Source organism: Rhizobium tropici CIAT 899, from assembly GCF_000330885.1.
Taxonomy (GTDB): Bacteria; Pseudomonadota; Alphaproteobacteria; order Rhizobiales; family Rhizobiaceae; genus Rhizobium; species Rhizobium tropici.
Window position 1 is genome coordinate 676,252 of sequence record NC_020062.1, and the last position, 20,198, is coordinate 696,449.

Consider the following 20,198-nt stretch of genomic DNA (forward strand, 5'->3'; position numbering starts at 1 on the left):
AATCGGCACCTGATTTCGAAGCTCTCGTTCGAAAGGCCGCTGTGGCTTCACAAGTCTGCGAACCCAACCACCGCCCTTCAATTAATTATCGCAATAAATAATCGCTAGATAATTTTCTTATGGACATAGGAGTCGAAATACACTAGGCATATAGATGTCGCGATAATAAATCGCACGATAAATTTAAGTGGAGATTGAAATGAGCCAGTCGATCCCTCAAGCTACTCGTCGGGGCGTTATGACAGCCGGGCTTGGCCTTGCCGCCGCTGCAGCTATCAGCCCCTTCGCTCAACCTGCACAAGCCTCTACAAAGCAACCAACTTCGAAAGGTAAGGACACCATGAGCAGCAGCACGATCACCACTAAGGACGGAACGCAGATCTTCTACAAGGACTGGGGGACGGGCCAGCCGATCGTCTTTCATCACGGATGGCCCCTGAGCTCCGACGATTGGGACGCCCAGATGCTATTCTTCCTTCATCAGGGCTACCGCGTCATCGCCCACGACCGTCGCGGCCATGGCCGCTCCAGCCAGACCGCAACAGGCAACGAGATGGACACCTATGCCGCCGATGTCGCGGCCCTCGCCGAGCATCTCGATCTCAAGGGCGCCATCCATGTCGGCCATTCCACAGGCGGCGGCGAAGTTGCCCGCTATGTCGCCCGGTATGGCGGCCATGGCCGTGTTTCGAAGGCTGTACTGATCGGCGCAGTACCGCCGATCATGGTCAAGTCCGACAAGAACCCCGGCGGTCTGCCGCTGGAAGTCTTTGACGGCTTCCGCACCGCACTTGCCGCCAACCGGGCTCAATTCTTCCGCGATATTCCGGCGGGACCGTTCTACGGTTTCAATCGTCCCGGTGCCGCCGTTTCTCAAGGCGTCATCGACAATTGGTGGCGTCAGGGCATGATGGGCGGCACCAAAGCCCATTATGATTGCATCAAGGCTTTCTCTGAAACGGATTTCACCGAAGACTTGAAGAAGATCGAAGTGCCGACGCTCGTCATGCATGGTGACGACGACCAGATCGTGCCGATCGCAGACTCGGCCCTTCTGTCTTCTAAGCTGCTTAAGAACGGCACGCTCAAGGTCTACAAGGGCTTCCCGCACGGCATGGCTACGACGCATGCGGACGTGATCAACACGGACCTGCTCGCCTTCTTCAAGGCCTAAGCAATCCGAAGATCATGCGCCCGCCGAAAGGCGGGCGCTTCACAGCCTGCCGGGTGCTGTTATCGCCCCCACCATTTCAGCTGTCGAGTTTCAACGAAAGCTGAACGGCGCGCGGCAAGGGCGGTAGCGGCCGGCTGATTTCGACACGGCGCGTCCATGTGGCGCGCCGTTCCTGTTCGCGCTCCCGAAGGGCCTTCGAGACAGCGACAAAGGTCATTGCACGTTCGATGACTTGCTCGGCTTTGGTCATGGATATCTCCATATGTTCACTTTATGTTCTCATATTGATCTCATAAAGTCAAGCTTCGGGCGTTGTGCCGGTAGGTCTCCGATATTCCGCCCGCGCGTTTCATGATGGCTGGAAAGCTGGAGCGGCACCTTCTATCGCGGCCGAGGGCCAACCTTATTGGCAGCCCAAGCTTGAAATTTCCCTCGTCTTCCGCCACCTCTTCGGCGCGACTTTCAACATTCCCAGGAGACTAGACGCATATGACAACCACCGCCGCAGAAATGACCGCCGAGAGCCACGTCTTCGAGGCCGACGTTGCCCGCCTTCTGCATATGATGGTTCACTCGGTTTATTCGGATAAGGATGTCTTCCTGCGCGAGCTGATCTCGAACGCGGCCGATGCCTGCGAGAAGCTGCGTTACGAGGCGATTGCGCAGCCCGGCCTGCTTGCGAACGATCCCGACAGCCGTATCCTGCTGACGCTCGACGCCGATGGCGGCAAGCTCGTCGTGGAAGACAATGGCATCGGCATGAGCCGCGACGAGATGATCGAGGCGCTGGGCACGATCGCCCGATCCGGCACGCGCGCCTTTATGGAGCGCATCGAGGCCAACAAGCAGGGCGAGGGAGCGCAGCTCATCGGCCAGTTCGGCGTCGGCTTCTATTCCTGCTTCATGGTCGCCGATCGCGTCGACGTCATCTCCCGCCGGGCCGGCGCCGAAGATGCCTGGCTTTGGTCTTCCGACGGCAAGGGCGGCTACAGCATTGCGCCCGTCGACGTCAGCGAGGCGCCGGCGCGCGGCACCCGCATCACGCTGCATCTGATGGAGGATGCCAAGAGCTATGCTTCGCGCTGGAGCGTCGAGCGCATCGTCAAGGAACAGTCCGGCCATGTGCCTGTGCCGATCAAGATCGCCGAAAAGCCCGGCGAGGAGGCAACGCAGCTCACCGACGGCACCGCGCTCTGGACGAAATCGAAGAGCGACATCACGGCCGAGGAATATACCGATTTCTATCGCGGCGTTTCAGGCCAATATGACGAGCCGGCGCTGACGGTGCATTTCCGTGCTGAAGGCCGCCATGAATATTCGGCGCTTGCCTTCGTGCCCGGCTCGCAGCCGTTCGACCTCTTCGATCCGGACCGCAAGGGTCGCATGAAGCTCTACGTGAAGCGCGTCTTCATCACCGATGAAGCCGAATTGCTGCCGCGCTATCTCCGCTTCGTACGCGGTCTCGTCGACACCTCGGACCTGCCGCTCAATGTCTCGCGCGAGATGATCCAGGAAAGCCCGATCCTGACGGCGATCCGCAAGGGTGTCACCAATCGCATCATCACGGCGATCGAGAAGCAGGCGGAGAGCGATCACGACGCCTTCCTGAAGATCTGGGAAAATTTCGGCAGCCTCATCAAGGAAGGCATTTACGAGGACTTCGAGCGCCGCTCTCAGCTGCTGGCGCTGTCACGCTTCCGCACCACGACCTCGGGCGACGGCTATCGCTCGCTTGCCGACTACATTAGGGATGGCAAGGAAGGCCAGCAGTCGATCTACTATCTCGTCGGCGGCAGCCTCGAGCAGCTGAAAGCTTCGCCGCAGCTCGAAGGCTTCCGTGCCCGCGGCATCGAAGTTCTGTTGCTCACCGATTCCGTCGACAGTTTCTGGGTGACCAACGCGCCTGAATTCGAGGGCAAGAGCTTCAAGTCGATCACGCAAGGCTCTGCGGATCTCGCCCAGTTCAAGAGGCAGGATGAGGATAAGCCGGAAGGCGAAAGCGCGCCCGCCGAAGTCCAGGCCTTCCTCGACTATGCCAAGCAGAAGCTTGCCGATGAGGTATCCGATGTCCGCGCCTCCGATCGCCTGATCGAAAGCGCCGTCTGCCTCGTCGCGTCCGAGCAGGGTTACGACCGCCAGCTGGAAAAAATCTTGCAGGGGGCTGGCCGCCTGCAGTCCGGCGCCAAGCCGATCCTCGAAATCAACATGGATCACCCGGTCGTCAAGGCCATTGCCGCCAAGGCCGATTCACCGTCCCTGCGCGATGATGCCGCCTTTCTGCTGCTCGATCAGGCCCGCGTGCTCGATGGCGACAAGCCCGCCGATCCGCGCGCTTTTGCCGAGCGCCTCGCGCGACTGATGGAGAAGGCGCTGCAGTAATCAATCAGGTCGGCGCGGCTCTGACAGGTCGTGCCGACCTGCTCGGCAGAGCTGGCGTCCGCGTGGGCGGTTGATGCAAAAACTTGCCTCTAATTATCATCTTTTCGTTGCGCAAGGAGACGTCCTCTTTTATAGAGGACCTGCACACTGGCCGGATCGCTCGGCCACGTAAGCGTTAACGTCACTCAACGCGTATGATCGAACGGCTCTGCGGCTTCGGTCTGCGCGGCTATGTCCTGCGGATCGAGATCGAAGCGCCTCGAAAGGACACCCATGGATACCCCCCATAATTCCAACATGGCCATTTCCGCCCCGAAGATCGAGCGCGTGCGCCATGAACTGAAGCGGCGCACCCTGACGGTAACGGGCATTGATAGGATCACTCCCGGCATGCTGCGCATCCGGCTGGCCGGCGAAGATCTCGCTGATTTCGTAAGCCTTGCGCCCGACGATCATATCAAGGTGATGGTGCCGGGTGCCGGCACGGAGCTGGAGCGGCGCGACTATACGCCTCGCCAATACGACACCGAGGCGCGAGCGCTCGTTCTCGATTTTGCCGTCCACGAGGCAGGCCCCGCCACGCAATGGGCGCTCGACGCTCGCGTCGGCGACAGGCTGGAGATCGGCGGCCCTCGCGGCTCGGCCGTTGTGTCTGCAGATATCGAGAATTGGCTGCTGATCGGCGACGAGACGGCGCTGCCGGCCGTCGGCCGCCGGATTGAAGAGGCGCGAGCGGGTGCGCGCATAACGGCTATCGTCGCGGTTGCCGATGCGCGCGAACATCAGGCATTTCAGAGCGATGCGCAGCTGGATATGCGCTGGGCATATCGGCCTCTCTCGGAGGCGGCGGATCCGTCCTCGCTTCTGAAGATACTTCAGTCGATCGATGTGGCCCCCGGTACTTTCGTCTGGATCGCCGCCGAAGCCTCCGTCACACGCGCCTTGCGCTCCTACCTAGTCGAAGAGCGCGGCTATCCACTGAGCTGGATCAAGGCATCCGGCTATTGGGTCAAGGGCAGGGCCGATACGACGGAGAAATTCGACTGAATGCAGGCGCGCGGGCGGCGGCATGTCGCCCGCTTCGGCCGGATGTGAGCTCAAAGCGTCTTGCCGGAACCGGCGACTGCCCCATTTCATGGCGCAATTGTCCCGCAAATGGACAGGGTGTCCTATGATAAGATTGGGTTCACCGAAACTGCATTTCGAGCAGATTTCGACTTCCTAAATTACATGGGATCACCGAAGGTTAGGTACGAAGCGAGTGGCGGCTGATACCGTTGTCGATCGCCTCATAGGTTTATGGTGCCGAACGGGAGGCGGCGCCATGAACTTGATCAGAAGCCCTGCCGTGAGCGACGGCCAATGTTGAGGATCGACGCAAGGTGCTTGCCGTCCCGAAAGACCCGCCGCAGACATTCGCCGCACTGATGGTGTCGGCGCTTCGCAAGGCCCTCATCGGCATAGCTCTGGCGAGCGCTGCCATCAATGTGCTGGCGCTAACCGGTTCCTTTTTCATGCTGCAGGTTTACGATCGGGTCATTCCGAGCCATAGCTTGCCGACATTGTCCGGTCTCGTCATCATCGTCGTGACCCTCTATCTGTTTCAAGGCTTGATCGAATTCCTGCGCTCCATGCTGCTTGTGCGCATCGGCATGTCGCTCGACGAGCGCCTAAACAGGAAGGTTTTCGGCGCGCTTCTGTTCCTGCCAAGCAAAAAACAGACGTCGGACGATGGGCTGCAATCGGTGCGTGATCTCGAGCAGATCCGCTCCTTCCTTTCCGGCAGCGGTTCGACGGCGCTGTTCGACCTGCCCTGGGTGCCGTTCTATCTGCTTCTTTGTTTTCTGTTCCACTTCTGGATCGGCTTCACCGCTCTTTGCGGTGCCTTGTTGCTCGTCGGCATTACCGTGGCTGCCGAGATGCTGTCGCGTCGACCAGCCCTGGAGGCGGCAAGGTCTTCCGCCGCGCGTCTCGGCTTCGCCCAGGCCGCGCGGCGGAATTGGGAGGCTGCCATTGCCATGGGGTTTTCCCGCCGCCTCACCGATAAATGGGCTGTTATGAATGAGGATTACCTCAGGCACCAGGCGATAGCGAGCACCCGCGTCGGCGCGCTGACCATTGCCGCAAAGATCGCGCGCATGATGCTGCAATCCGGTGTCCTTGCCGTCGGCGCGATCCTTGTCATTCGGCAGGAGGCGACGGGAGGCATCATCATCGCCAGCTCGATCCTGGTGACGCGAGCGTTGGCGCCCGTCGAGCTTGCAATTGCCCAGTGGAAAGGCTTCGTTGCTGCTCGTCAGGGCTGGACGCGGCTTGCCGCACTCCTCGACGCCGTGCCGCCCGCGCCGCAGGCCTTCGTCTTGCCCACGCCGTCAGGGGAACTCAGCGTCGAGAATATCACCGTGACGTCGCCCGGCAGTCGCGATTTTATCCTGCGCAATATCTCGTTCAAGATATCGGCGGGAACCATACTCGGCGTCATCGGCCCGAGCGCATCGGGCAAGTCTTCGCTGGCACGTGCGATTGCTGGCTTGTGGCCGGTTGCAATCGGCTCCGTGCGGCTCGATCGCGCCGCACTTTCGCAATGGGATACCGACGAGCTTGGGCAGCACATCGGCTATCTGCCGCAGGATGTGGATCTGTTCGACGGCTCGATCGCCGAGAATATTTCGCGTTTTGCCGAGGACATGCCGCCGGAGCCGATCATCGCGGCGGCGAAGGCGGCCGGTGTCTACGACATGATCGTCAAGCTCCCAGACGGCTTCGATACCAAGATCGGCGAAGGCGGATCGCGCCTTTCGGCTGGGCAAAGGCAGCGTATCGCCTTGGCGAGAGCGCTTTACGGCGATCCATTTCTAGTGCTTCTGGACGAGCCGAATTCCAATCTGGATGCGGAAGGCGAGGCCGCACTGACGGCGGCGCTTGCAGGCGTGAAGGATAGAGGCGGCATTGCAATCGTCATTGCCCACAGGCCAAGCGCTCTTGCTGCTGCCGATACGGTGTTGATCATTGCCGGCGGTCAGGTTCAGGCGTTCGGGCCAAAGAAGGATATCCTTGGTCCATCGCCCAAGCAGCTCGGAACAACGCATCTGGCCATCGCCGGTGGGGAGACGCACGGATGATCGGCACGGCCTCGTCATCGAACGAACGTATGATCCGCCGCCTGTCGCTGCTGGTGGTAGCGGTCATCCTTCTATTGTTTGGTGTCATGGGCGGCCTTGCCGCCGCCACCAAGATCGCCGGCGCGGTGATCGCGTCTGGCACGCTTGTCGTCGACAGCTATGTAAAGCCGATAAAGCACCTGAAGGGCGGCATTGTCCGCGCAATCCTCGTGAAGAACGGCGAGCATGTCGCCGCGGGCCAGGTGCTCGTCCGGCTGGACGACACCCAGACCCGAGCCAATCTTTCCATCATCCGCAAGCGGCTCAACGAGCTTTCCGCCCGCACGGCGCGTCTAACGGCGGAGCGCGACGGCAAACAGGAGATCGCTTTTCCAGCAGATCTCCTTTCATCCGCCGGAAACGCGGATGTCGCGGCCATTCTCGCCGGCGAGCGGCGGCTCTTTTTCGATCGGCAGGCATCGCGCGAAGGGCAGAAATCGCAGCTGCATGAGCGCATTCAACAGCTTAACCAGGAGATCGAAGGGCTTATCGCGCAGGAAGAGGGTAAACGGCGGGAAATCGCGCTCATTGCGAAGGAGCTCGGAAGTCTCGAAGGCCTGCTCAACCAGGGCATCATCTCGGCGACAAAGGTCTATTCCCTGCAGCGGGAAAGCGCCTCGCTGAACGGCGATCTCGGAAACCTCGTCTCGTCCATCGCCCAGACCAAAGGCAAGATTGCGGAAACCGAACTGCAGATCCTGCAGATCGATGCCGACCGTAGTTCGGAAGTGTCCGAGCAATTGCGTCAGGCCGAGAGCGATAGCGGCCAGTTTTCCGAGCGTCTGGTTGCGGCTGAAGATGACTTGAAGCGGATCGACATCAAGGCGCCTCAGGCTGGCATCGTCGACCAGCTAAACATCCATGCTGCAGCGGCCGTCATCTCGCCTGCAGAAGCGATCCTGCAGATAGTCCCCGATAAGGATGCGCTGGTGGCGGAGCTGAAACTTGCGCCGCAGGATATCGACCAGATTACCGTAGGCCAGGCGGTATCCCTGCGCTTTCCCGCCTTCAATCAGCGGATCACTCCGGAGCTGAACGGGCATGTCGATACGATCTCGGCGGATCTGACGACCGATCAGCGTTCGGGACAAAGCTACTATGTCGTGCGGGTCAAGGTGGCAAAGCCTGAATGGGAAAGGCTCGGAGCCCTGACGCCATTGCCGGGCATGCCGGTGGAAGCTTTTCTGCAGACGGGCGAGAGAAGCGTTCTTGCCTATCTGACAAAGCCGATGACCGACCAGATCAGGCGGGCGTTCAGGGAGGATTAGGGTGGTCTCGACTGAGCTGCGGTATTTACCCAGCGGCCGCCCGATTTGCGTCGAACGGCCGCTGCGGAATGGATCAAGTTCCGAGACCGGTCAGATATGCCAGTCCGTCGTATGGGCGGATTGCGCCGAGGTGGTCAGCTGGGCGGCGTGATCGTCCAGCGAATAGGCCTTGATATAGTCGATCTTCATCTCGGATCCGTTCGGGAGTCCATCCGTTGGAGTGCCCGCCACACCGCCCACTGCGAGATCGACGAGCATATACATCGGGCCATGCATATCGGCGGGCGTATCGGCATGGGCGACGGCGACGTCATCGAAATACCAGACGATCTGATCCTTATCCCAGAGCACGCCATAATTATGGAAGCCGTTGGTACTCGGCACTTCCACCGGAATGGACGTCTTCGTGTGCTCGCCGGTGGCATTCGAATGGACCGTGACATTCACCGTGGTGGGGTTCTGCCCGCGCATCTCCACCACATCGAGTTCCGGTGGCCAGGAGCCATCCTCCGGCAGCAGCCAGAAGGCAGGCCAGACGCCCTGATTGTGCGGCATCTCCGCCCGCATTTCGAAATATCCGTAGGTCTGCGAGAAGGTGGAGTGGGTGGTCAGAAGCCCGGATGTGTAATCATGGTTCTCGACGATCGATTTCAATGCGTCCGGCGTTTGCTTCGCCGTGATCGTCAGAACACCGTCCGAGACGGAAAACGGGTTTGCGGATGCCGTCGGCGCGTAGGACGGATTGATATACCATTGCAGCTCGTCGTTCAGGCTGCTGCCCTTGTCCGGCGCCCAATGGTATTTAGCATCCCAGGTGCCCTGCGTTCCCTCGTGCAGCGAGAGCGTGTTGAAATCATCCGAAAAGGTCTGCGTCAGCGACGATCTGTCAAGCCCGAGCTGAAACTGGTCTTCATGCAGGTCGGAGATGGTCTTGTTGGCGAAGACCAGGCTTTCGCCATTGCCGAGATCGAGCCGGACATTGGCGCCTTCCTGCGTGGAATGGCTGACAACCTGATCGAAGGACGACAGGCCATACTGATTGAGCCTGACCTTGTCGTCATCGCTGAAATCGGTGATGAGATCGCTGCCGTTGCCCTTGCTGATGATGAAGGTATCGGCCCCGCCGCCGCCAATGAGCACATCGTTGCCGCCGCGTCCATCGATGGTCTGGCTGCCGCTGCCGCCGGTGATGATGTTGTCGGCGTCGTTGCCATAGGCATGGCGATTGTCGCCCGTAACGGTAAGATTTTCGACATTGGCGGGCAGCGTGTAATCCATCCAGGTGTTGATGGTATCGACGCCGGCATTGAGGCCTTCAGAGACCCGATTGTTGCTCGAGTAGATATAATAGATGTCGTCGCCTGTGCCGCCCATCAGCGTCACGTTGACGGTGTTGTCGCCCCATATGGAATCGTTGCCCGCGGTGCCGTAAAGCACCGGTCCCGACCCGGTGGCGGAAAAGAAACTTGTCGACGTACCGCTATAGTAAAGGGGCTGTCCAAGGGCATTCAAAACTGAATTGGGCATCAGAATCCTCTTCCTTTGTGCCGGACGACCTCCTCCACAGAGCTAATATTTCCTCCCACTCATGTACGCCATATAGCGTGCATTGTTTTTCCGCCCACCCCTGCGGTTAAGTTTTTTCGCCGAGCGTGGCTGCGCCTCATTCCTTCGCAGGTGAAGGGCTTTTGACGCGTCTTGCAATCTGCATGCAGTGGTATTTCTCTCAGTAGAATTCAAGTTGAAGTAAATTTTACTGTAAGAATATATAAATATATATCACACGAGGCTTATTAATGTATTTCGTATAATGCGTGAGTGCTGCCTACAGTAAATATTCGACATAATCGTTGAATATGGCCAAAAAATTCTTAGAGTTACACCAAACGGAGGATGCGGTGGCGTAAAATTGCCAATATGAGATCGCAAGAACTCAGTCGCTGAGGGACGGAAGTTGAGATGCGATATGCGATATTGCGGCGATACGCCAGGTAAGGGGGTCGGATATGGACGAGATAACGCCATTCAAGGCGATAGTGGGCGTCGAGGGAGGCTGGTCAACATCGATATATCGACCGGATAGTGGATTGTGATGGCCGGCAAGGCGACCATCGGCGCTTCAAATTCAGGCGCGTTGCAGGAGCGTTACGGCGACTGGATCCTTACCATCGTCAATCAGGGTACTGCCGATCTTGCCCGGCTATCTTATGCTATTTCATACACGCTGTATGATCTGCAGACGAACACGCCGGTACTGTCGATTGAACTTACTCCAGGGGGCAGGAGTCTCCGGGGCATGTTGGCTCTACCGCAGGGACTCTATCTGCGCAGCGTCGGGCTACCACCAGGCGGCAAGGCCGCTCCCGGTCTGGCCTCGCCATTCGCCACCGCTTTCCCACGTGGCTGTCTTGTCGAGCTGAACCTAAATAAAGCCATGCTTGCCGGTCTGCGGCGCCGGCGCAATCTCACTGTGACGTTGGCTGCAGCCGATACTGATCGCGAGGTGAGTTATGTCATCTCGCTTCATGGGTTTGCCGAAGCTCTCAACCGGGCGCTCTCCATCGTCGATCCTTACGCAGCGAGAGCAGACCCCGGGCCAGGCATGACCCTTCAGTAGGCCGGGTCTGGCAGCACGCTCGAATTCTCAAGTCTAGCTTCTCGGGTGATGCTTGCAAGCAATGTCCGGCGCGCCTCACTAAGATGTGCCGTACACGTCTGGCTGATTTTCTTCTGATCCCTTGAGAGAATCGCGTCGATATAATCCAAATGCTGATACACCGCCGCTTCGTTCCGGCTGCGCTCGTCTTTCTTGTTCCATTGATAATGATAGAAGAAAATCAGCGAGATGACGTGATAAAATTCGGTGACGAAGCGGTTGCTGGAAGCGCTGTTGATCAAACGATGCAACTGCTCGTCCAGGAGCGAGAACCGGTGATAGTCGGTCTCGATCGTCTCCAGCAACTTGAGATGTTCGCCGCGCAATCTGCGCAGTTCGTTCCAGCTCGGATCGCCGTCATCGAGTTCCGCAAAGCGCATGACGGATCGCAGTTCGAAAATTTCGCGGATATCGGAAAGCTCGTTGGCGAATTCCAGCGTCATGCCGCGGAAGACCCATTTGCCGCCGGCCTCGCGCTCCATCAGGCCAAAATGCCGGAAACTCTGCAGAAATTCGCGGATCGTTGTCGACGACACGCCGAATTGCCGTGCGAGCTGAAGCGCGTTGATGGTCTGACCCGGTCCGCTATCGGATTGGAGAATCCATGTCAGGAAAGCGCGTTCGACCATCAATGTCGGCGGGATGGTTTCGGCTTCGCAATAGAGCTCTGATGGTTCTACCTGCCGCAGGACTGCGCCGTCCCTGGAAATCAGGCCGCTCTCCTTAGCCGCAGCAAGGCACTTGCGGACAGTCGTTCTGCTGGTGCCAAGCGTTCGACCGATCTCGCGTTCCGAGCCAAGCGGGTGTCCATGGCCGACCGATTGCACGTGGCGCAGGAATTCGTTGAACTGCCGTTTGAAGAGGTTTTCAGAACGCATGCCGCCCGCCCTTGCTGGTTTTTTAAACATAAAATACCACTTTAAATCGCTTATCTCAACCGTGTAAATTCAGCGCAAGCAGGCGGTGAACGAGCGCAATCCAGTGTGGAAGTTCGAGGTGAAGATGGTGGCCAAGTTATTCCTGTACGCCATCGGCGTGTGCAAGGGCGAAGCTACCCTGAAGCCGGTTCGATCTACCGGTCGACATCGCCGCCCTGAACTGATCTATGTTTAGTAAACCGGGCGCAAGCGTCCGGTTTACTCCCCAATCCAGGAAAGGTTTCGTCACGTGAAAGCCCTGTTGATCGAAAGTGAAGGCATCAGCCGTTTCACCGATGTCGCTCGCCCGCAGCTCGGGGAGGGCGATGTCCGTATTTCCATCCGCCATGTCGGCATCTGCGGGAGTGATCTCAACACGTTTCGAGGCCTCAATCCCCTGGTGCAATTGCCGCGCATTCCTGGGCACGAGATCGGCGGCGAGATTGTCGAGACCGGGGCGGGTGTTCCGCCTACCTATCGACGCGGGCAGCGCGTTATCGTGCTTCCCTATACCAGTTGCGGCACGTGCTCCTCCTGCCGCAAGGGGCGCGTGAATGCCTGCCGCTACAATCGTACGCTCGGTGTCCAGCAGGATGGCGGGCTTGCCGAAGAGATCGTTCTTCCGGCGGAGAAGCTGATTCTCAATGATACCCTTGAGCCGCGCTTTCTCGCCTTGGTCGAACCGCTGTCGGTAGGCTTCCACGCAGTGGCGCGCGGCCGCGTGTCGGCGAGCGATCGCATCGTCGTATTGGGCTGCGGGATGATCGGCATGGGCGTCGTGATCGGAGCCGTTGCTCGCGGAGCCGAGGTGATTGCCGTCGACCTGAGCCCGGAAAAGACCGCGCTGGCAAAACAGTTCGGAGCCCGCTACACAATCGATGCCGGCACGGAAGATGTCGTTGCGCGCATTGTCGAGCTGACGGATGATCAGGGCGTCGATGTGGCCTTCGAGGCAGTCGGTCTTCCTGAAACTTTTCGTCAGGCCATCGACCTGGCCGGCTTTTGCGGCCGCGTCGTCTATGTCGGCTACGCCAAGGCGCCCGTTAGCTATCAGACGCAGATGTTCAATCTCAAGGAACTCGATATCATGGGGTCGCGCAACGCAACCAGGTCTGATTTCGATGCCGTCATCGCTTATCTCGAGACGATCGGCGATCGTGCTGCCTCGCTCATTTCCAAGGTCATACCCTTCGCAGATGCCGAGAGCGCATTGCCCTTTTGGGACAAGAATCGCGACGTCTTAAAGGTCGTCGTCGAAAGATAAGTATGTAGGTAAGTATACGATGTTCGCTGCGCTGCCCGATTGGGCGCGCAGCCAACTGGGGTTCCGCGCACAGCGGGATCTTCATTGTGTTCCATGCACCAAGGCTTTTGCAGCCTGCTCGAGAAGACGTGCGCCCCGACCGGTATCGTCGTCAAAAATGCCGGGGATAAGGTAACGAGGTGCTCGACGATTGCGGCACCGCATCTTTTCTTGCCCTGCTCCAACTCCGGCGGGACAATCTACCCCCGCATAGGCCGCTATTTGGCGCCCATGATATCTGAAGACGCGTCTGTCGGCTGATCCGCCTTCCGGTCGGCATCCGTTGCGGTCATCCGATGACCTGCGGCGTAGAAAGAGATTTTCCAATTCCCGCATCTTCGGAGATCGCTGTTTCTTTTAATCTACTATTTTTATCGACAATATTTGCATTATCGAAAATGCATGCGATCTTCGGAAGGGATAAGAATGAGTGCGCCCAAACTTGTCGGCATTGCCGGCAGCTTCAACAGGCCGTCGAAGACTTATGCGCTGGTCCAGACTGTCGCGGATCTGGCAAGCGGGCGATATGGCTTCTCAAGCAGGATCTACGATCTGCATGATGTTGGCCCTTCTCTCGGCGCGGCCCAGTGGCGCAAGGATCTCGACGATCAGGCGAAAGGCGTGATCGATGAAATCGTCTCGGCAGATGCGTTGGTTATCGGCTCGCCGACGTTCAAGGGCTCTTATCCCGGGCTGTTCAAGCATCTGATCGACCTTATCGATCCACACGAGCTGCGCGCCAAGCCGATCATCATCACGGCGACCGGCGGGGGCGACCGGCATGCGCTGATGGTAGAGCATCAGCTGCGGCCGCTCTTCGGCTTCTTCATGGCATATACCCTGCCAACCGCCGTCTATGCGTCGGATCGTGATTTTACCGATTACAGGGTTTCCTCGGAGCCGCTCGCCAACCGCATCCATGAAGTCGTCGGTGAGCTTTCGGCTTTCTTCCCGCATCCGGTAACGGTGCTTGCCGCGGCCGAATGACGGGCTAAGGACGATTTGCTTCAGCCGCCTGGAATTCATCAATCAAATGGAGGGTTACATGAAATGGAATGTCATTAGCCGCCTGAAGACGATTTTCGCGGGGCGTGCGTTGCGGGATGAAGATGGACGCATCCGGTCCGTCGATCGGCCCGAGCCCGGCGAGCGAGAGCTCTCCGCGCGCGATTACGAGATCTACTATTGGTGTACATCCCCCGCGCCTTGGCATTGAAGGGATGCATTTTTGATTTCCTGTCGCAAGCTTTGCATTCGATCGCTTTTCCTCGTGAGGCTTCCATGACCAGAGTACTGATCGTGCCCGGCCTTTTCGGCTCCGCCGAGGGGCATTGGCAGCGCTATTGGCTGCAGGATCATTCCGACGTTCGGCTCGTCGAGCAGGATGACTGGGACTTTCCCAATCTCGGCAGCTGGATGGAGAAATTGGAAGCCGCGCTGGAAGAGGCCGGAGAAGCCTATATCGTCGCCCACAGCTTGGGCTGCGTGTTGACAGCAAGATTGGCTGGCCGCCAGGCCGCACGAAGGGTCAAAGGCGCGCTGCTCGTAGCGCCCTGCGATATTCCGGTGACGGAAACCCTGCATGCCGGACATCTATCCTTCGGCACCATGCCGACGGACGCGCTGCCTTTCCCAAGCATGACGATCGGGAGCTTGAATGACATTTATATGAGCCTCGACCGGCTCGGCATGTTCGGACGGCTCTGGAATTCGGATGTCCGCAATATCGGCCTTGCCGGACATATCAACATAGTGAGCGGTTACGGACGCTGGGCTAGCGGCTATCGTTTTCTGGATATGCTGAAGATGCGCAGCCGGCATCGCAGGCCGCAAGGGATTTCAGCAGCAATCGCGGCGTCCATTTGAAACAAGGGCTTTTCATATCCGACATTCGACGCCATTGTGCGACGGATTTTTTCTCGTTCCTCGGCCATCACAAGCGCGCGCCGGGGCAGGTTTTGGAGGTAAGGCAATGAGTTTGCGCATCAACGATATCGCGCCGGACTTTACGGCGGAGACGACGCAGGGCGAGATTAAGTTCCATGACTGGATCGGCAATGGTTGGGCCGTGCTTTTCTCGCATCCAAAGAACTTTACGCCGGTCTGCACGACGGAACTCGGCGCAATGGCCGGCCTCGAAGGTGAATTCAGCAAGCGCAGCGTCAAGATCATCGGCATCTCGGTCGATCCGGTCGAGAGCCATGGTCGTTGGAAAAGTGATATCAAGACGGCTACCGGTTTCGATGTCGACTATCCGCTGATCGGCGACAAGGACCTGAAGGTTGCCAAGCTCTATGACATGCTGCCGGCAGGCGCCGGCGAAAGCTCGGAAGGCCGCACGCCTGCCGACAATGCCACGGTTCGCTCCGTCTTCGTCATCGGCCCCGACAAGAAGATCAAGCTGATCCTCACCTATCCGATGACGACGGGCCGCAACTTCGGCGAAATCCTGCGCGCGATCGACTCGATCCAGCTGACATCCAAGCATCACGTCGCAACGCCGGCAAACTGGCAGCAGGGCGAAGACGTCATCATCACCGCCGCAGTCTCCAACGAAGATGCCATTACCCGCTTCGGCTCATTCGATACGGTATTGCCCTATCTGCGCAAGACCCGGCAGCCATCAGCCTGATCGGCGTGGTGATTAAGAGTTTTAGCTGACACGATGCGGCCCTGGCGGCCGCGTCGCTTTTACAGATGAACGTTTTCGCGCAAGAAATCCAACAAGGCGCGCACGCGCGCTGGTAGAGGACCGCCCTGTCCGATATAGACGGCGTGGAATTCCTCGATATCTCCGGGATTGAATTCTTCCAGCACGGGCTGTAGCCGCCTAGCCGCGATATCCGATCTGACGGTGAAGGCGGCAAGTCGCGCCAGGCCGGCACCGGCAAGCGCAAGATGCCGCATGGCTTCGCCGTCGCCCACCTGCAGGCTGCGCGCCGCCGGTACCGTCGCAATTTCGCCGTCAATGAGCAAAGGCCAGCCTTCGATCGCCCTGGAATAGCTAAAGCTGATGCGGCAATGTTTTGCCAATTCCGCGGCGGAGTAAGGTGTTCCATGCCTGCGCAGATAGTCCGGCGAGGCGACAATGATACTTCGTGTGGTTCCAAGCTTGCGGGCCATGAGGCTGGAGCTCTTCAGCGGTCCAGCGCGGATTGCAACATCGGCGCGCTCCTCCATCAGGTCGATGACCCGGTCCGTATGGAATATCTCGAGCGAGACATTCGGATGCAGCGCCATGAAAGCGGGCACAAGCGGGGCCAACACATGATTGCCAAAGGAGCCGCTGGTGTTGATGCGGATATGTCCCGCAACCTGCTCTCCAGCCGATGCATGGCGTTCGGCTTCGGCAATATCGGCAAGAATGGCGACGCTGCGCTCGAAGAAGGCGCATCCCTCTGGGGTGAGCTGCAATCGCCGCGTCGAGCGGTGGATGAGCCGCGCACCGAGGCGCTTTTCAAGTCTCGTGACGAGTTTGCTGACGGCTGAAGGCGTCATCCGGCAGGCTATGGCTGCAGCGGTGAAGCCGCCGAGTTCCACGGCGCGCACGAAGACTTCCATTTCACCGGAACGGTTGATCTCTTGGCGGCTCATGATGAATTTAAGTCATAAATGAGTTTCTTTTCGGCAATCTATATCATCTCTCTCGTCGCGTCTATCTATCTGAAGAACCAACAGGAGACAGACGATGGAATACAGAAATCTCGGTGCTTCGGGCTTGCGCGTTCCCGTGCTCAGTTTCGGCGCCGGCACCTTTGCAGGCCGCGGCCCCCTCTTCAGCGCCTGGGGCTCGACGGACGCGATGGAAGCGCGCCGTCTTGTCGATATCTGCCTGGAGGCGGGCGTCAATCTCTTCGACACGGCCGATGTCTATTCGGCAGGCGCATCGGAAGAGGTGCTTGGTCAGGCGATCCGGGGCAGGCGGGATGCTGTCCTGATCTCGACGAAGACGGCTTTGCCGATGGGCGATGGACCGGCCGATTGGGGCAGCTCGCGCTCGCGCTTGATCAAATCGGTCGATGCCGCCTTGCAGCGTCTCGGCACCGATTACATCGACCTCTTGCAACTGCACGCTTTCGACGCCTCGACGCCCATTGAGGAAACGCTTTCCACCCTTGATGGCTTGGTGAAGGCGGGAAAGATCCGCTACATCGGCGCTTCCAACTTCGCCGGCTGGGAGCTGATGAAATCGCTCGCGATCTCCGACAAGCACGGCTACGCACGCCACGTCGCCCATCAAGTCTATTATTCGCTCGCCGGCCGCGACTACGAATGGGAGCTAATGCCTTTGGGCCACGATCAGAATGTCGGTGCCCTCGTCTGGAGTCCGCTGGCATGGGGCAGGCTGACAGGCAAGATCCGCCGCGGTCAGCCATTGCCCGAAAAGAGCCGGCTTCATGAGACGGCGTCATTCGGGCCGCCCGTCGATGACGAGAAGCTGTTCGATATCGTCGATGTACTGGAGGAGATCGCCGGCGAGACCGGGAAGAGCGTGCCGCAAATCGCCCTCAACTGGCTCTTGAGCCGGCCGACGGTCGCAAGCGTCATCATCGGCGCGCGCAACGAAGAACAGCTGCGGCAGAATCTCGGCGCGGTCGGCTGGACGCTTTCGAAAGAGCAGATCGAGAGGCTGGATAAGGTCAGTGAGATGACGGCTCCCTATCCCTATTTTCCCTATCGACGTCAGGAAGGCTTTGCGAGACTCAACCCGCCACTCGTTTGACACGGCAGGCGATCCCAACGACGGCGGCGAAGCAAGCAAATGCTTCGCCGCCGGATGAAACTTAACGGCCACCCTCGATCTTGCGATGGCGCTGGTTCCGGCCGCTTTCGCCATAAGGATAGGCGGCGGGTTGCGGCGCGCTGATCTCGTTCAGCCGATCCATCTCCGCCTCCGTAAGTTTCAGTTTGGCTGCACCCAGATTGTCGGCAAGCTGCTCACGCGTGCGGGCGCCGAGGATGACTGAGGTCACCGCCGGTCGTGCTGCCGTCCAGGCAAGCGCCACCTGCGCCATGGTCACATCTCGTGCCTTGGCAATTTCCTCGACGGTGGCAATTATTGCCCAGGTGCGCTCTTGCGCATTGCGCGGCGCAAAGGATTCGCTGCCACGATTGGGGTTTTCGCCAAGTCTTGTGGCGCCGGTCGGCATTTCGTCGCGCTTGTATTTGCCGGTCAGCCAGCCACCGCCAAGCGGCGACCATGGCAGCAGGCCCATGCCGGCATCGAGGCATGCATCGACGATTTCAAGCTCGATGTCGCGGACAAGCAGATTGTATTGCGGCTGCAGCGTCACCGGCCGCGTATAGCCCTGTGCCTTGGCAATCTCGGCTGCCTTGGCGATGTGCCAGCCGACATAGTTGGAGAAGCCGTAATAGCCGATCTTACCGGCACGCACGGCGTCATCGAGAAATCGCAATGTCTCCTCGATCGGCGTCAGGGCATCCCAGGCATGCATCTGATAGAGATCGATATGCTCGACGCCGAGACGGCGCAGCGAATCGTTCAGCGCTTGGCCGAGATGGCGGCGCGACAGACCGATATCGTTCGGTCCGTTGCCCATCGGAAAGCGGCCCTTGGTGGCGATAACGGCCTGGCGCGCTTCCGTCGGACGCGCCTTCAGCCAGCGGCCGATGATCTCTTCCGACTTGCCGGCGCTGTAGACATCGGCGGTGTCGATGAAGTTGCCGCCCCATGCGAAATAATCGTCGAGAAGCCTGTGCGACGCGGCTTCGTCCGCTTCCGCGCCGAAAGTCATGGTGCCAAGGCAATAGGCCGTGACGACGGCCCCGCTTGGGCCGAGCTTGCGATAATCCATTCCTGCCTCCTCTGAACGGAGCGCTGGCACCCGATCGGCAAAGCGATCGGGAGAGCTGCAGGCTCCGTGATCCATAGCAATAATGTGGTGTTTGAGACGGCCTCCACCGTCGATGGGGTTCGACGCTCGGCGTTTGACCGCCTTGGCCGCGAGACGAGCATAACCAATCATCCCATGATTACCAAGCGCATTCATTGCCTGAGCGGCCCGGCTTGCGTAAAATTCTCCGTGATGATTCTTCTCTCGCCGAATGCCTCCCTTCATGGATGAAGCGCCGACAAGCCGCATGCTTTCTTGGGCGCGCAACTCGACCATCTATCGTTTAGAGCGCCGGATGATGACCGAGAAGCAGCTATTCGATGCGATTTCCAAGAAAGCCAAGCAGAAATTCGAGGATATCAGCGCGGCGCAGATCAAGGCACTTGCCGATTTTGCGGTGAAATTCGCCTATGAACTGAAGGTACTCGATGACGTAGCCTTCGCCGAAATCAGCACACGCTCGGCAGTTCGTTCCGGCAAGTCGAAGAAGGCAATCGCCTTCAAGCTCGCATCCAAGGGCATAGATGGTGAAACGGTCGTCGCAGCGGTCGAAGAGGTCGATGATCTCCATTCCGCCGTCATCTTTGCAAGGAAACGCGGTTTCGGGCCTTTCCGGCGCGGTGATCTCGACGAGAAGCGCAAAGCAAAGGAACTAGCCGCCTTCGCGCGCAACGGTTTCAGCTTCGCTGTCGGCAAAAGGATCTTCGAGATGGAGCGGGAGGATGCCGAGGAAGTGCTCGAAGCGAACTCGGCATTTTGAAGCATCATGCTCGTTGAAATAGCCGGGACCAACGGATAGCTTCGCGGCGCTCAAGGCCGTGGACATGAGGATGGTGGTGACAGCAGATTTTCGATTGCTCGCAATGGCGATGTGCGTCACTTCGTTGCCGATGGCGGCCCATGCCGAGTGGCAGGCGGTCGAGATGATTAAGACCTATGCAATTACCGGAACATCGGGACGCGAACTCTATGATTCCATCGGCGAGCGCGGCCCCTTGCTCGGACCCAAGGTGAGGGCGATCGCCCATACGGACTTCAAGCTGACCTGGACGCGGAAATATGAGCCGCAGCCGGATGGTGCCTGCTTGATCACGGTCAACATACCGAAACTGATCATCACCTACACGCTGCCGAAGCCTTCGGCGCAATTGCCGGCATCGACCCGCAAAAGCTGGCAGACATTCATTGCTGGGGTCGAAGCGCATGAGCGCGTGCATGGTGGCTTCATCAAGGACATGGTGAAGGAAATCGAAGCCATGAGCGTCGGCTTTTCCGTGCCCGACGACCCGAAATGCAGCAAGATCCGCACCGAACTCACAAAGCGGCTCGGCGAGATTTCCAACAAGGAGCGGCGGCGCAACAGCGATTTCGACAAGGTCGAATTCAGCGATGGCGGCAATCTTCAGCAGCTTGTTCTGAAGCTGGTCAAGGAAGAGTAATTAAGAGAACCGCAGCCGGACATGTCCGCCGGCTGCGTCACCTAAT

Annotated in this window: 19 protein-coding genes; 14 read left to right on the forward strand and 5 right to left on the reverse strand. The window is 58.9% G+C overall.

Annotation, left to right across the window (positions count from 1 at the left end; genetic code table 11):
* The first annotated feature begins 199 nt into the window (after positions 1-199).
* Positions 200-1,174: an alpha/beta fold hydrolase gene (locus RTCIAT899_RS25250; protein ID WP_041678164.1), complete on the forward strand. Its 975-nt coding sequence runs from the start codon at positions 200-202 to the stop codon at positions 1,172-1,174.
* A 76-nt stretch (positions 1,175-1,250) separates the two neighbouring features.
* Here RTCIAT899_RS25250 and RTCIAT899_RS33905 read toward each other — a convergent pair whose 3' ends face one another.
* Positions 1,251-1,424, reverse strand: coding sequence for a hypothetical protein (locus RTCIAT899_RS33905; protein ID WP_015342656.1), 174 nt, complete (start codon positions 1,422-1,424; stop codon positions 1,251-1,253).
* A 239-nt stretch (positions 1,425-1,663) separates the two neighbouring features.
* Here RTCIAT899_RS33905 and htpG point away from each other — a divergent pair, with 239 nt between their 5' ends.
* The 4 genes from htpG to RTCIAT899_RS25270 all read left to right on the forward strand — a co-directional run bounded on the left by htpG (position 1,664) and on the right by RTCIAT899_RS25270 (position 7,982).
* Positions 1,664-3,553: a molecular chaperone HtpG gene (gene htpG / locus RTCIAT899_RS25255; RefSeq protein WP_015342657.1), complete on the forward strand. Its 1,890-nt coding sequence runs from the start codon at positions 1,664-1,666 to the stop codon at positions 3,551-3,553.
* A gap of 273 nt (positions 3,554-3,826) precedes the next feature.
* Entirely contained in the window at positions 3,827-4,600 is a 774-nt protein-coding gene (locus RTCIAT899_RS25260) for a siderophore-interacting protein (RefSeq protein ID WP_015342658.1), read from the forward strand.
* 335 nt (positions 4,601-4,935) lie between these two features.
* Positions 4,936-6,675, forward strand: a complete 1,740-nt coding sequence (locus RTCIAT899_RS25265) for a type I secretion system permease/ATPase (RefSeq protein WP_015342659.1) — start codon at positions 4,936-4,938, stop codon at positions 6,673-6,675.
* Positions 6,672-7,982 (forward strand): HlyD family type I secretion periplasmic adaptor subunit, encoded by a 1,311-nt coding sequence (locus RTCIAT899_RS25270; protein ID WP_015342660.1) that lies wholly within the window; start codon positions 6,672-6,674, stop codon positions 7,980-7,982. The genes RTCIAT899_RS25265 and RTCIAT899_RS25270 overlap by 4 nt, the downstream gene beginning before the upstream one ends.
* A gap of 90 nt (positions 7,983-8,072) precedes the next feature.
* Here RTCIAT899_RS25270 and eglC read toward each other — a convergent pair whose 3' ends face one another.
* A complete protein-coding gene (eglC, locus tag RTCIAT899_RS25275) occupies positions 8,073-9,509 on the reverse strand; it encodes an endo-1,3-1,4-beta-glycanase EglC (RefSeq protein WP_015342661.1) in 1,437 nt (478 codons plus the stop codon).
* A 565-nt stretch (positions 9,510-10,074) separates the two neighbouring features.
* Here eglC and RTCIAT899_RS25280 point away from each other — a divergent pair.
* The gene (locus tag RTCIAT899_RS25280; protein WP_015342662.1) at positions 10,075-10,599 is read left to right on the forward strand and encodes an invasion associated locus B family protein; all 525 of its coding nucleotides are present in this window, start codon (positions 10,075-10,077) and stop codon (positions 10,597-10,599) included.
* Here RTCIAT899_RS25280 and RTCIAT899_RS25285 read toward each other — a convergent pair.
* On the reverse strand, positions 10,593-11,516 hold the full coding sequence (locus RTCIAT899_RS25285; protein WP_015342663.1) for a GntR family transcriptional regulator: 924 nt from the start codon (positions 11,514-11,516) through the stop codon (positions 10,593-10,595). The genes RTCIAT899_RS25280 and RTCIAT899_RS25285 overlap by 7 nt on opposite strands.
* Before the next feature lie 289 nt (positions 11,517-11,805).
* Here RTCIAT899_RS25285 and RTCIAT899_RS25290 point away from each other — a divergent pair, with 289 nt between their 5' ends.
* The 5 genes from RTCIAT899_RS25290 (at position 11,806) to RTCIAT899_RS25310 (ending at position 15,490) form a co-directional block, all read left to right on the forward strand.
* The gene (locus RTCIAT899_RS25290) at positions 11,806-12,819 is read left to right on the forward strand and encodes a zinc-binding alcohol dehydrogenase family protein (RefSeq protein WP_015342664.1); all 1,014 of its coding nucleotides are present in this window, start codon (positions 11,806-11,808) and stop codon (positions 12,817-12,819) included.
* Positions 12,820-13,284: 465 nt separating this feature from the next.
* Positions 13,285-13,845 (forward strand): FMN reductase, encoded by a 561-nt coding sequence (gene msuE / locus RTCIAT899_RS25295; RefSeq protein WP_015342665.1) that lies wholly within the window; start codon positions 13,285-13,287, stop codon positions 13,843-13,845.
* 58 nt (positions 13,846-13,903) lie between these two features.
* Positions 13,904-14,074, forward strand: coding sequence for a hypothetical protein (locus RTCIAT899_RS33575; RefSeq protein WP_154660809.1), 171 nt, complete (start codon positions 13,904-13,906; stop codon positions 14,072-14,074).
* A 65-nt stretch (positions 14,075-14,139) separates the two neighbouring features.
* A complete protein-coding gene (locus RTCIAT899_RS25305) occupies positions 14,140-14,724 on the forward strand; it encodes an RBBP9/YdeN family alpha/beta hydrolase (RefSeq protein ID WP_041678379.1) in 585 nt (194 codons plus the stop codon).
* A gap of 106 nt (positions 14,725-14,830) precedes the next feature.
* On the forward strand, positions 14,831-15,490 hold the full coding sequence (locus tag RTCIAT899_RS25310; protein ID WP_015342667.1) for a peroxiredoxin: 660 nt from the start codon (positions 14,831-14,833) through the stop codon (positions 15,488-15,490).
* A gap of 59 nt (positions 15,491-15,549) precedes the next feature.
* Here the strand turns inward: RTCIAT899_RS25310 and RTCIAT899_RS25315 are convergent, their stop codons facing one another.
* The gene (locus RTCIAT899_RS25315) at positions 15,550-16,452 is read right to left on the reverse strand and encodes a LysR family transcriptional regulator (protein WP_015342668.1); all 903 of its coding nucleotides are present in this window, start codon (positions 16,450-16,452) and stop codon (positions 15,550-15,552) included.
* Between the two features lie 94 nt (positions 16,453-16,546).
* Between RTCIAT899_RS25315 and RTCIAT899_RS25320 the strand changes: the two genes are divergently transcribed.
* On the forward strand, positions 16,547-17,581 hold the full coding sequence (locus RTCIAT899_RS25320) for an aldo/keto reductase (protein ID WP_015342669.1): 1,035 nt from the start codon (positions 16,547-16,549) through the stop codon (positions 17,579-17,581).
* A 61-nt stretch (positions 17,582-17,642) separates the two neighbouring features.
* Here the strand turns inward: RTCIAT899_RS25320 and RTCIAT899_RS25325 are convergent, their stop codons facing one another.
* Positions 17,643-18,674, reverse strand: coding sequence for an aldo/keto reductase (locus tag RTCIAT899_RS25325; protein WP_015342670.1), 1,032 nt, complete (start codon positions 18,672-18,674; stop codon positions 17,643-17,645).
* A gap of 262 nt (positions 18,675-18,936) precedes the next feature.
* Here RTCIAT899_RS25325 and recX point away from each other — a divergent pair, with 262 nt between their 5' ends.
* Both recX and RTCIAT899_RS25340 read left to right on the forward strand, forming a co-directional pair.
* Positions 18,937-19,473, forward strand: a complete 537-nt coding sequence (recX, locus tag RTCIAT899_RS25335; protein WP_015342671.1) for a recombination regulator RecX — start codon at positions 18,937-18,939, stop codon at positions 19,471-19,473.
* Positions 19,474-19,537: 64 nt separating this feature from the next.
* Positions 19,538-20,152, forward strand: coding sequence for a DUF922 domain-containing Zn-dependent protease (locus RTCIAT899_RS25340; protein ID WP_081598454.1), 615 nt, complete (start codon positions 19,538-19,540; stop codon positions 20,150-20,152).
* The last annotated feature ends 46 nt before the right edge of the window (positions 20,153-20,198 follow it).